This is a genomic window from Haloplanus litoreus (assembly GCF_045690335.1).
Classification (GTDB): Archaea; Halobacteriota; Halobacteria; order Halobacteriales; family Haloferacaceae; genus Haloplanus; species Haloplanus litoreus.
In genome coordinates this window covers 144,027-156,081 of record NZ_CP147876.1, presented here as the reverse complement: position 1 = coordinate 156,081, position 12,055 = coordinate 144,027, and the positions used below count along the sequence as shown (strand labels likewise).

Here is a 12,055-nt window from a genome sequence, read left to right as displayed (position 1 = left end):
TTACCAGATGTCTTTCCTGAAGAGAACGCAGAGGAGCTCTTCCTCTCTTCCGACGGGCGCTTGAGGGCGAAACGAACGCTACTACGCCCTCTCGAGGATCGGTTTTTGAGGTGCAGGTTCTCCCCGTTACGGACAATTCGGGGAACGTCATCGCCGGGATGAGCGTCTCGCAGGATGTGACAGAACGCGTCACTCGTGAGCGAAAGATAGAGGGGGCACGGGATCGGTATAAATCCCTGATTCAGAACGCCCCGGTGCCGATATTTGTCGGCGACGAGACCGGCATAATTCACGAGGTAAACGAGAGTGCTGAGGAACTGACCGGGATGTCTCGAGAAGAGCTCATCGGCGACTCTATGCTCACAATCCATCCGAGCGAAGAGGAAGAGCAGTACAAAGCTGGCATCCGACAGCACGCAAATGAAGGAGGAACTCGACGATATCTCCCTAACGGCGGCCAGATCTATGTTGTCAACGATGGTACTCGTATCCCCGTCGAGATCGCGGCCTCTGTGATCGATCAGGGCGAAGGTACGCTCGTTCACGCCTTGTTTCGAGATATTTCCGACCATGTTTGGTACGAGAACACGCTAGAAGAACTTCACGAAAATGCCGGTGAACTCGTGCGGGCAACAACCGACTCAGAAATCGCCCAGACAATCGTTGACACGGTAGTTGACACTCTCGACCTGCAACTCGTCTCAGTCAATCTCGTCGATACAGACGGCGAAAAACTGTCACCAGTTTCGTACTCCGACGATGTCGTGGATGTTCTCGGAAAACCTCCATCACTTCCTCTCACAGATAGCCTCGCCGGTGAAGTGTTCCTTTCGAACGAAGCTATCCGTGTCGATGATGTCCGCTCTCGGGAGGAAGTGTATAATCCAGATACCCCGATCCGCAGTCAGCTTATCGCCCCGATTGGTGAGTTCGGTGTTATTATCTGCGGTTCGACAACTGCTGCCACCTTCGATCAAGAAGACCAACGACTCCTCGAACTCTTGGCGCGGAACGCCGAATCAGTGTTCACCCGCGTCAACCGCGAGCAGGAACTCCGACGTCGTGAACAAGACCTGAAAACAAAGACGAAAACGCTGAGCGTGTTGAAGATCTCAACACGAGAATTGAAGCTCACCCAAATTGCAACGCAATCCGAGACGCGGGATGAGCTTGAACAGGAGGTCTGTGAGCTTCTCAGTAATACTGATCCGTTCGTTTTTGGATGGGTCGGTGAACTCTCTCCTGAACGCGACGAACTCATCCCACGCACGTGGGCCGGTCGAGACCAAGGCTACCTCGATTTATGTCCTCTAACGCTCGACAATATGGCTTCCGACCCAGCTGTTCAAACTGCCCAGACAACCAACCCGACAATTGTCAGTAATACTGCAACTGATGTCCAACAGGAACCATGGCGGCGCGAGGCGATCAGCCGGAACTTTTCTTCGGTTATCGCTGTCCCGATTATGTTCCAAGATGTCCTCTACGGCGTTCTCACTCTATACGCTGAGGACCGTGATGCTATCACGGATCGAATTCGGGACGTCCTCTCCGATTGGGGCGAAATTATGGGGTATGCCGTTAAGGAGGCCGAACGGACGAGTGCGATTCTATTCCGTCAAGGGACTGCGGTCCAGTTCAGCGTTGAATCCGCAGCGTGTCCACTGCTCCGTATCGCCCGAAACAGCCAGTGCACACTCTTTTTCGAGGGGCTCCGCGAGCAGGAAGGTGACGAAGCAACGGTCTTCGTGCGTGTCTATGATTGTTCAGCACAGCAGTTTATCGAGGCAGCTGAGCAAGCGACCGTTATCTCCTCAATCACGGAAGTTAGTGAGTCCGATGATGGTATTCTCTTTCAAATCACCATTACTGAGATGTTCATCGCCAGTGTGCTGGCGAGGTACGGAATTCGTCTTGAGAGTATTATGGGGACTAGTGAGGACAGTGTCCGCGTCCGACTTGTGACGCCGCCGACCATTCCCGTTCACCGGGTTGTGGATATCGTTTCGACTGAGTATCCTGATTCGACCCTGCTTGGAACCGATGACCTGACTGACTATCCGCGTCGGCAGACCGAAGTTGGCGACCAAGCTCTTCAGAATCTGACGGATCGGCAGCGTGAGGCACTTGAACTCGCGTATCACGGCGGCTATTTCGAGTCGCCGAAGGGTCTTAGCGGGCAAGAACTCGCGGAGCAGATGGATATCTCCTCGTCGTCCTTCAACGTACATCTCCGGACTGCTGAACGAAAACTACTGGATGCAATCCTCGGAAGCAGTTACCCTTCGGATTCGGTACGGAGCTGGAAGTAACCATTCCACAATCGGCGGGTGTGGATATATTAGTCACCTCTAGGGAACACTTCGGATATGTCAGCCCTTAGCTTTTGACACTGGAAATCCACGACTGGCATACATCCCTTTATGTCCACTTCACCAGAATCTGGCGACAGCCAGACAACCGTACTGGTTCTTGAGGACGAAGAAGGGCTTGCCGATTTATACACAGTCTGGCTCTCAGACGAATACAGCGTTCGAACCGCGTATACCGCAGCTGAAGCACGTGATAAGTTTGATCAAGACGTAGATATTGCACTCATCGACCGCCGACTCCCGGATGAGTCCGGTGATGCGGTCCTTGATTGGATTTCCCGGAACTATCCAAAGTGTCGTCAGGCGATGGTTACTGCAGTCAATCCAGATATCGACATCGTGGAGATGCCACTGGACGACTACCTCGTCAAACCAATCCAGAAGGACGAACTTCTCAAAAGAGTCCGCCGACTCGATAACCAGCGGAACTACGAGGGGGCTGTTCGGGACCTGTACGCGCTCACGAGGAAACGAGTTCATTTAGAGTCGGAGCTCAGCGAATCAGAACGTTCGTCGAGTGAGGAGTTTGCTTGGCTTGAAACTCGGATTGAGGAACTTGAACAGACTGCGGCGGAGGTGAACGGGAAATTCGATGACAGGGATTTCCTCGAAATCGCACGCCGACTCGGAGACGATACTGGGGGTGATTCATATGGTGAATAATAATCAGACGCCCAATCGTGAAGCGGATGAGATTATAGAAACAGAGACCGCTCGCGTCCGGTACCATCGTTCGACCGAGACATATTTCGCAGCGTACGAGTGGGAATCGGACCAGTCGCTCAGTGCGACGCTTGCCGTTATCATTGAGGCGATATCCGATGTTGACTCCACAGGTCGCCCTCCGCTCTTTGACAGAGTCGATACGGACGCCCTGGACAAACTCTTTGAGCCAATCGGAAACAACGAGCGGGACCGGCGGGCCGGCCGAATCATCTTTCCATACTGTGAATTTCTTGTGACGGTTCACGCTGACGGTGAGATCGTGATCTCCTCCAAACAAGAGGCCTCAGAAACATAATGAACGACACTACTGATACAACCACGAAGGAGCAGGGAACAGTCAGTCGTATTTCCACTGGAATTTCCGGACTTGATGAAATACTCCGTGGCGGACTTATTCCAGAGCGGAGTTACCTGGTTCGCGGGCGGCCAGGAACGGGGAAAACCATTCTTGGGTTGCACTACCTCACTACAGGTGCTGCGAACGGCGAGACGTCGCTGTACATCAACCTCGAAGAGGAAATTGAAGATATCGAACAGAACGGGGCTCAGCTCGGCTTTGACCTTACGGACATCGACTTCCTGGATTTGAGTCCCAAATCTGACTTCTTTACAGACGACCAGGGGTACGACATCTTTGAATCGAGTCAGGTGGAACGGGATCCGTTCGTTGAATCTATTTCGGACAAAGTAACCGAACTGGAACCCGACCGCGTGTTCGTCGATCCGATCACTCAGCTCCGATACCTCACTGGCGATGAGTACCAGTTTCGGAAACAGGCGCTCTCGTTCATGCGGATGCTCAGCGAGAATGGGGCAACAGTCCTGTTCACGACACAAGCCACCGACGCAAAGCCGGACGACGACTTACAATTTATGAGTGACGGCACGATTGAACTCGGAGACTCGGCGATGGGCCACACCATCGACGTGCCGAAATTCCGTGGCTCCTCGATTCAGGACGGACATCACGCGATGGAAATCACTGACGCGGGTATTGCAGTCTACCCAGAACTTCATCCCGGCAAGCACGACAAGCAGTTCGAATCAGAAGCGATTTCCTCGGGTGTACCTGCACTGGACGAAATGCTAAATGGAGGTATCGAACGAGGGACTGTCACCATCATTAGCGGACCCACCGGTGCGGGGAAGACGACGCTTGGGACGCATTTCATGAAGGAAGCCGCTGAGCGCGGTGAGCGGTCGCTTATGTATCTCTTCGAAGAGAGTGCGGCAACGCTTCGAACTCGGTGCGAGGCGATCGATATCCCCGTTCGAGAGATGGAGGAACGGGGGACACTAGCGCTTGAAGAACTAGAGCCCCTAGACATGTCGCCGCAGCAGTTCGCACAGGCAGTCCGGCGAGAGATAGAGGATGACGGGGGAGATATTGTTATGATCGATGGGATTAGGGGGTATCAGATCTCGATCCAGGGCGACCAACAGGACCTCACACGAAAACTCCACGCACTGTGTCGGTATCTCACGAATATGGGGGTGACTGTAATCCTCGTTGACGAGTCAAGCACGTTAATGGAGGAGTTCAGTGCGACCGATTCAGGCGTGAGCTATCTCGCGGACAATATTTTGTTCCTCCGTCATATCGAATACGGTGGAGAGCTCCGCAAGGTTGCCGGCGTTCTCAAGAAGCGGACAAGCGACTTCGAACGCTCGCTTCGCGAACTCGAGATCACGGAGAACGGCCTCGAAGTGGGTGACCCGTTGACGGGACTTCGTGGGATTCTCTCAGGGACACCGGAATGGACCGATGATGCCTCGACAGAGGGCTAATGCTCGACGTGATTCTGGGGTGGGGAATCTGATGCCGAAGCAATCCGGCACTCCTGTCGAGGTTAATCAGTTCGATGTAGACGAAGAGGTCTTCCTCTGTTTTGGCCACGAGAACAATCGACAGATGCTCGCGAGGGAGCTACAGTCAGACTACCACGTTACAACCGCTGATTCGATACTGTCAGAGTCTGAGTTTGCACTTTATATCGTCGACGAACCAGGACTCGAACAGTGTTACGAAGAACTCCAGGCTGTACGCACAGCATCAGAACCGATAATCCGCCCGTGTTTACTCGTCACTTCAAGTGATGTCAAGCGTATTGACCCGTCGGTCTGGGAGGTCGTTGACGATGTCATCACGACGCCGATTTCGATGGCCGAGCTCCGACCACGAATCGAATCGCTTCTTCGGTTGTACCGGTTGTCGGTCGATTATGGGGAACGTCGACAGTTAGAACAGGTCGCCAGTATCCTCTCACACGATCTTCGCAACCCGTTGAGTGTCGCTCAGGGAAATCTTGAACTCGCTCGTGAGGACGGCGATGACGAATACTTCGAGCGGACTGCACGGGCACTTGAACGTATTGAGGACCTCCTCGGCGATGTACTGACGCTCGTCCGCCAGGACTATTCGGCGTCTGATTTTGAATTGGTTTCAGTAGATACACTCGCCCGAGAAACGTGGGATGAATTCGATTCGGGCGAATCAAAATTAGTCGTTGAAATCGATGGACAGTGTTCCATTCGGGCGAACCGAAGTGCGTTGATGGAGCTGTTCACGAACCTCTTTCGAAACGCAAAGGATCACAACGAGAGACCAGTAACAGTCACTATCGGAGTACTTGCGGATGGGTTCTACGTTGCCGACGACGGGAATGGAATCCCGGAAGCAAAACGGGAACGCATCTTCGAATCCGGGTTTAGTACACAGTCAGACGGCACCGGGCTCGGGCTCTCCATCGTTGAACAGGTCACAGATGCACACGACTGGACCGTTTCCGTAACAGAGAGCGATACTGGCGGTGCGCGTTTTGAGGTCACTGATGTATTATTTGAACAGCCTGATTCTGAGTCCGCCGGGACCGATGGGGGTTCGTAAGATGGACAACGATGAGCAAGCTGAGGAGGATTCAACTCCGACTGGGAAGTCCGCTGTGGTTGGGCTCCTGTTTGAACACGACGAGAACCGTCGCCAGTTAACCAAGTGGTTTCGGGAGCTGTCTGAGTTCACACCCTGTGGTGTTTCACCGTCGGGAGGATCTTCCCAAGCGGATATCCTTCTCGTTGATGAACCGGCACTCGCCCGTCATCGCGACTGGCTTCAGTCCCGAAAAGGTAGAGAAGAACCGCCCTTCCATCCTATCGTTCTCGTTCACAGTACGGATGATTCTTCGTTCGAAGGCGGAGTATGGGAGATTATCGACGAGACGGTTTCAGTTCCAATCGACCCGTCACCGCTCAAACACCGTCTCAAGAATTTACTGGAGCGACGACGGCTCTCGAAGAACCTTTCTAGCGAATTGGAAAGAACTGAGAAACAGTACAGGGCCGTTTTCGAATCAGTCAACGATGCGATGCTCGTTATTGATGCTGAACAGGATCAGGTCCTTGACTGCAACCCTCGTGCCCGGGAGGTGCTTGGATACTCTGAGTCAGAACTTCGGGCACTTTCCGCTTCAACGGACCTGCATCCAACAAACGGCGACGCCTATGAGCAGTTCATAGAGCGTGTGCTAACTGAGGGGCGTGGCCGAACTGAGGATATTGTTTGTACGACTAAAGATGGGTCTAAAATCGAGGCGGAGATCTCAGCGAGTATGTTGGATGTAGAAGATAGCTCGAGAGTTGTGTTCTGTATCCGGGACATAACAGAGCGCCGGGAGCAGTCTCGGCAACTGGAGAGTCAGCGGGACCAGCTTGCACAACTAAATCGTATCAACCGGACACTCCACGAGACGACGAGAGCAGTTGTTCAGGCCTCGAGTAGAGACGAGCTCGAAACTGCCGTCTGTCAAAACCTGTCCGCGTCGGACGCGTATCAGTTCGCTTGGATAGGTGAGAGTGCGGAAGAACACGCTCGCGTTGAGCCCCGGGCAACGGGAGAGAAGGCGGCGGAGTACCTCAACCACGTTAGCGTGACGACCGACGGAACGGAGACCAGCCAGGGTCCTACTGGCCAGGCACTCGAAACACTGTCCGTCTGTACTGTCCAAGACGTATCGACAGCATCCGATATGGAGCCCTGGCGTGATTCGTTAGCAGAGTTTGGAGTCCGAGCGACTGCTGCTGTCCCAATTCACTACGATGACGAAATCTACGGGATTTTGAACCTATACACCGAACGCGAGAACGCGTTTGTCGGCGAAGAACGGGACATTCTTTCTCATCTCGGAAATACAATCGGGCGCGCAATTGCTGACATACGGGCCCGCGAAGAAGCACAGATATTCCAACAGGCAGTTGAACACGCCGGACACGCGATCTATATCACTGAGCCGGACGGGACGATTGAGTTCGTTAATTCTGCCTTCACCGAGATGACGGGGTACAACCGGGAGGAGGTGATCGGGAAGAATCCACGGATTCTGAAATCTGGAGCGCACGATAAGGAGTTCTATCGCGATCTCTGGCAGACGGTGTTATCTGGGGAGACATGGGAGAACGAACTCATCAATCGGCGCAAAGATGGTCGACGCCAGTATATCGACCAGACCATCGCACCGATCACGATGGGATCGGACGATATCGACTATTTTGTTGCTGTCAACACCGATATAACGCAACAACGACGCCGGCGGCAGCAACTCCAAGTGTTATATCGTGTCCTTCGTCATAACTTACGAAACGAACTGAACGTTATCGAGGGGTATGCAGACCTGCTGGCCGAATCCGGAACGAGCCAACAGGAATCTGCACTCACCGAGATCTCTCAAGCAGTCGACGATCTTCTTCAAATAAGCCAGCAGGCACGCCGTATTGAAAGTACATTTACTGAGGAATCTGCTGATCAGGAAGTGCATTCTCTAGACGAAGTCGTTCAGGAGGCGCTGGCTGATGCTGCGGTCCCTGAAGACAAGCTAACTACCTCAATTCCTGAAACGTCCTTCACTGCTAATATGGAGCTAAAGACGGCGATTCAGGAACTTGTGGTGAATGCGTTCAAGCATAATGATGCGGAGGAACCGTCGGTATCCGTAACAATGGAAACAGAGGGCAATCGGAATGCGCCGTATGGGAAAGTTGTCGTTCGGGACAATGGCCCCGGGATTCCGAGCAATGAACGGGAGGTGCTACGGGAAGGTGAGGAGTCCCCACTGCTTCATGGAAATGGCTTGGGGCTATGGCTTGTCAACTGGGTCGTGTCAGAACTTGGGGGTTCTATTGATATTCAAGATGCCAACCCGCATGGAAGTCTCGTAACGGTTACTGTCCCACTTAGAGATTGATCTGCGGATTGGTGATGTGAAAAGAATAGTTTGGATTCATCGATGCTCGGCCAGGTTTTTCCCCGACAGTCCAGTAAAACCACTCTCTACCCCCATTTTTCAGGATACGTCCGCTCGTTCGACAGTAATGGTCAGGTCGCCCGACGCGTAATCTGCCTCGAAGTCGACGGCGAACGCGTCCGACTCGTAGGCGGCGTGGTAAGCACGGTGGCGTTCGAGCGAGCCTGTCGCCTTGAAGTGGAAGAACGCGGCCGCCGTGTAGGGCTTGCTCTGTGTTTCGACCTGCGACTCGACGGATGCGGGGAGCGCGATCTGGGGCGTCTCCGTGTCGATACTCGCAGCGAACTCTTTCGCTTCCTCGACGGTTGCTTGCGAATGTGCCGGCGTCTCGCCGGTGAGCACGTTCACCGGGGTTTCCGTCTCGTCGGTGAACAGGACGTCTTCGAAGGTGTGTGTTCCGAGAATCGCCTCGGGATCCAGCTCGCAGTCGTGGAACGGGTTGTCATCTGAGGACATCGGATCTCGAGCCTATGGCGGGGCTCACCCATTCCGGCCCCCTGAAAAACAGCAGTTGCCACGAAGCAGATCCAACTATGAGTGGTTGAGGCTCGCCTTCTCGAAGGGTGATTCTCCGGTCGGAATGAGCAGCTCCTGCCGGTCTCCGACCGACTTCGGATGCTCTATTGTGTCCGAACCGACGGTGACTGATGTCCTTCGCCTCGTCATCCTTCTTGGCGCTTATACTGCCACATTCTGAGGGCAATCGGACCAAACACAAATAGAATGGCTAACCCGGTCACGAGGTCTGTATTCACTGAGTGCCCTTGTTCTGAGAGTAATCGTGGGACGAATAGAATGTATATTATGAGTGAGTACCGGAAGTACCGCCAGTTGCTCATATCGAAGTCGTCCCGTCCGAATCGCGCGAACAGGAAGCGGACTAGAACGATAACGAAGTTTGTGCTCACCGCAAGCCCCAACGCCAGTATCACGAGTTTAATCAAGTGAAGAACAGGCGCAGACACATAGTAAACCACGACGGCAGCCGGTAGCAGAAGTAATCCTATGAACAAGACAAGGGCTATGGCAACTCCTGCCGAGTACCGACTCGCGTTCCCAGGTTCACATCATCCAGTGAAGATTCACCGACGTCTCGAATCCGGTCTATTTCTGGCGGTTGTTCGTCGACAGAAAGTTCGGATCTACCAAGCCACGAACCTAGCCTCCTCGCTACTCTGTTCTTGAATTTTGAATCATCCAAATCCACGTATCGGTTATACATAATTATTGAGACAGTCAGCATAAAATCGCGGTAGAAGAACTCGTACAAAGCAATCAAAATCGGGGGTGTAAGAGTCGATATGAGAAGTGCAATTGTCAGTGGCTGTATAGGAAGGGTATTCGAAGCAACACTTCCAATCCAGAGGGTCGTGTAGAGAACGGCGTAGGTGGTGGCGATTACCAGTGGTGGAGATGTCTTATCCAGAATCAGCTCGGTACGCGAAAGCTGACTGATGATGGCCATTTGACGCAGTAGCGTCAGAACCAACAAAAGGAGTGCTACCGCTATTGTCGGAAATTGAAGGACATCACTAACCCCGGGTGAAATCAGGAGAATTGCAGAGAGAAGGGCAGCCAGAGTAATTTCAAAATCAACCGCTGTGGCGAGGTCTTTCTCCAGTACCTCTTCCAACGGTATTTTGTCCATTATGCGCTGTAACTTGCGACCTGCTCCTAAAACATTCCCGTCGGACAAAAGTCCCGGAGGAATTTCCCTCGTTCAGACCGTTTCGGCAACCGCCTGAGCCCTCTGTGGTTATACTGTTCAACGTTGCCGAAAACAACGTGACGATGGGTTCGTACCCTCTTTCACGACGGTATCCGTGATATCCATAGCCGTATGTATCGAGCGGGATTGACCGTCTATACTCTCTCATAAAACGTCGTAATCCACGAGGGAGGACGTTGGTATGTCTAGTGGAAAGAGTGCGCGATGTCCCTTGACCTCCGCCCACATCAGTTAGATGTAGAAATCCCGCCACAGGATTTCAAGCTGAGCAACCGCTCAGCTTGACGGTTTCAAGACGCATACGTTCCAAGCGTCGCCTGCTGGGTTTCAGCATCGGCTTGGCTGTCTTGTGGCCTGGTCAACGAGGCCCCATCCTCAGCCGAGTCATCGTCGTTCTCGTGTTCTCTAACGACTCTCTCCGCTGAGGTAGCGATCTGCGATGTTGAGTGCGGCATTGATGTCTGCCTGGTACTCTCCGATCCAACAGGCGTCGTTGGAGCATTTGAACGTCGCCTGTTGAGGTCCCCTCTCACCGCACGCATGGCACTCTTGAGAGGTATTCCGCGGATCGACTGTGACAACGGGAATCCCTCTCTCAACCGCTTTATACGTAATCTGTGCGTGGAGCTTGGCGAATCCCCAGCCGTGAAGCCGGCGATTCATGTAGTCCCCATAGTCCATCGACTCCTGGATGTACCTGAGATCCTCGAGCACGAGAACCGGCGACTCGACTGACTCAGCGTACTCTACCACTTCCCTGGTGACCGTGTGGAGGATATCGTCTATTTGCGCCCACAACTCGTCGCCAAAGGTGTCTGTAATCCGTTCGCTCTCGCGACGCTGGAGTCGCCGCATCGTGGTGAAGTAGCGCTTGCGGAGTCGACGAACAGTCTTCCCCTCATCCGTCCAGAGTTCAGGGTTTGTCGGGGACCCATGCTCGTCGCGGTGACACACCGTGACGAGACTTGCTTCCCCGATATCGACGCCAATGGGGGTACGTTCTTCGGCGGGAACCTCGGAGTTGAGCGGGATGTCACGGGTCGCGATGAGATGGAAATACCACGTTCCCTCCCGCTTGAGCAAACGACCTTCCCCCACGTCTGCGTCGCCAGTGATCACTGCTTCAAGCCAGTCCCGTTGCTCAGGGTTCGGCTGTGCTGGTACCCAGAGGTGGTAGTCCTCATGGTGTGGGATTTTGACGTACCACTCGATCGTGTTTTCGGGCTTGTGGTCGATCTTCACCCCCTCGTTCGTGAAGCGGACAGGGTGATCGTCACTGAGTTTATTTGCCCCATACGTCGTCGTTAGCTGCGGGACATACCGCTTCAGAGCGTTCTTCGCGTAACTGCTCAGTTGATAGTCACCCACGATGTCGTTCGCTTCCCCCAAGGTGGAACAGTTGGCGTCGAAGGCCTCTTGGAGCGCCTGCTGGTAGGCCGCCCGTGTCTCACGGAGTTTCTCCCGTTTGTGAGCGTTCGGATCTACCAGTTTCAGTTCCAGCGTTTTTGTGAGTTCAGTCACGACTCATCACCCTCTGATACTGACTGGTCGTCTTGGAGGCCTCACCAGCGCGCTATCGAACTCGCCCGCATCTGGTTTGCCCCACGGAGGCCGTCCACGACTGGTTCGCCCCGCACCCCTCATGGGGGCGATAAACACTCTCCGACCCGATCCACCCAAATTGCTCATTGCGACGCCGCTCAGGACTCGACCTGTATATCGGCGTCCTCGCTGTGTTGTGGTTGGGTGAGTAGACTCACGTTCTGGAGGAGTGTCCTCGCTGCCTCGATCCGCTCCTGATCGGCGTCGTCGAGTCCGGCCGTCTCGATGCGCTTGAGATTGGTGAGTGAGCGATACAGTCGATATCCGGGCGTGTTGCGTGGGTCCATGTGAAGCGCCTCGCCGATTCACGGCGCAGAGAAACCTCTCCGGCT

At 53.8% G+C, this 12,055-nt stretch carries 9 protein-coding genes and 2 pseudogenes; 6 read left to right on the top strand and 5 right to left on the bottom strand.

Annotation, left to right across the window (positions count from 1 at the left end):
* The first annotated feature begins 110 nt into the window (after positions 1-110).
* The 6 genes from V8686_RS18435 (at position 111) to V8686_RS18410 (ending at position 8,332) form a co-directional block, all read left to right on the top strand.
* Positions 111-2,312 (top strand): GAF domain-containing protein, encoded by a 2,202-nt coding sequence (locus V8686_RS18435; protein WP_340696149.1) that lies wholly within the window; start codon positions 111-113, stop codon positions 2,310-2,312.
* A 111-nt stretch (positions 2,313-2,423) separates the two neighbouring features.
* Positions 2,424-3,035, top strand: coding sequence for a response regulator transcription factor (locus tag V8686_RS18430; protein WP_340696148.1), 612 nt, complete (start codon positions 2,424-2,426; stop codon positions 3,033-3,035).
* Positions 2,965-3,393 carry a HalOD1 output domain-containing protein gene (locus tag V8686_RS18425; RefSeq protein ID WP_379707040.1) on the top strand — a complete coding sequence of 143 codons (429 nt, stop codon included), beginning with the start codon at positions 2,965-2,967 and terminating at the stop codon, positions 3,391-3,393. The genes V8686_RS18430 and V8686_RS18425 overlap by 71 nt, the downstream gene beginning before the upstream one ends.
* A complete protein-coding gene (locus tag V8686_RS18420; RefSeq protein ID WP_340696146.1) occupies positions 3,393-4,886 on the top strand; it encodes an ATPase domain-containing protein in 1,494 nt (497 codons plus the stop codon). Before V8686_RS18425 ends, V8686_RS18420 begins: the two co-directional genes overlap by 1 nt.
* Before the next feature lie 31 nt (positions 4,887-4,917).
* Positions 4,918-5,985, top strand: coding sequence for an ATP-binding protein (locus tag V8686_RS18415; RefSeq protein ID WP_340696145.1), 1,068 nt, complete (start codon positions 4,918-4,920; stop codon positions 5,983-5,985).
* A 1-nt stretch (position 5,986) separates the two neighbouring features.
* Complete coding sequence (locus V8686_RS18410) at positions 5,987-8,332, top strand: PAS domain S-box protein (protein ID WP_340696144.1); 2,346 nt, start codon at positions 5,987-5,989, stop codon at positions 8,330-8,332.
* A gap of 99 nt (positions 8,333-8,431) precedes the next feature.
* Here the strand turns inward: V8686_RS18410 and V8686_RS18405 are convergent, their stop codons facing one another.
* From V8686_RS18405 to V8686_RS18390, 5 genes and pseudogenes are all read right to left on the bottom strand, one after another.
* Positions 8,432-8,848 (bottom strand): hypothetical protein, encoded by a 417-nt coding sequence (locus tag V8686_RS18405; protein WP_340696143.1) that lies wholly within the window; start codon positions 8,846-8,848, stop codon positions 8,432-8,434.
* A gap of 75 nt (positions 8,849-8,923) precedes the next feature.
* A pseudogene (locus V8686_RS18495) lies at positions 8,924-8,998 on the bottom strand (DUF6735 family protein); the annotation flags it as partial.
* A gap of 415 nt (positions 8,999-9,413) precedes the next feature.
* A complete protein-coding gene (locus tag V8686_RS18400; protein WP_340696141.1) occupies positions 9,414-10,040 on the bottom strand; it encodes a hypothetical protein in 627 nt (208 codons plus the stop codon).
* Between the two features lie 371 nt (positions 10,041-10,411).
* A pseudogene (locus V8686_RS18395) lies at positions 10,412-11,642 on the bottom strand (RNA-guided endonuclease InsQ/TnpB family protein).
* A gap of 179 nt (positions 11,643-11,821) precedes the next feature.
* Positions 11,822-12,010: a hypothetical protein gene (locus V8686_RS18390; protein ID WP_340696140.1), complete on the bottom strand. Its 189-nt coding sequence runs from the start codon at positions 12,008-12,010 to the stop codon at positions 11,822-11,824.
* Positions 12,011-12,055: the final 45 nt, after the last annotated feature.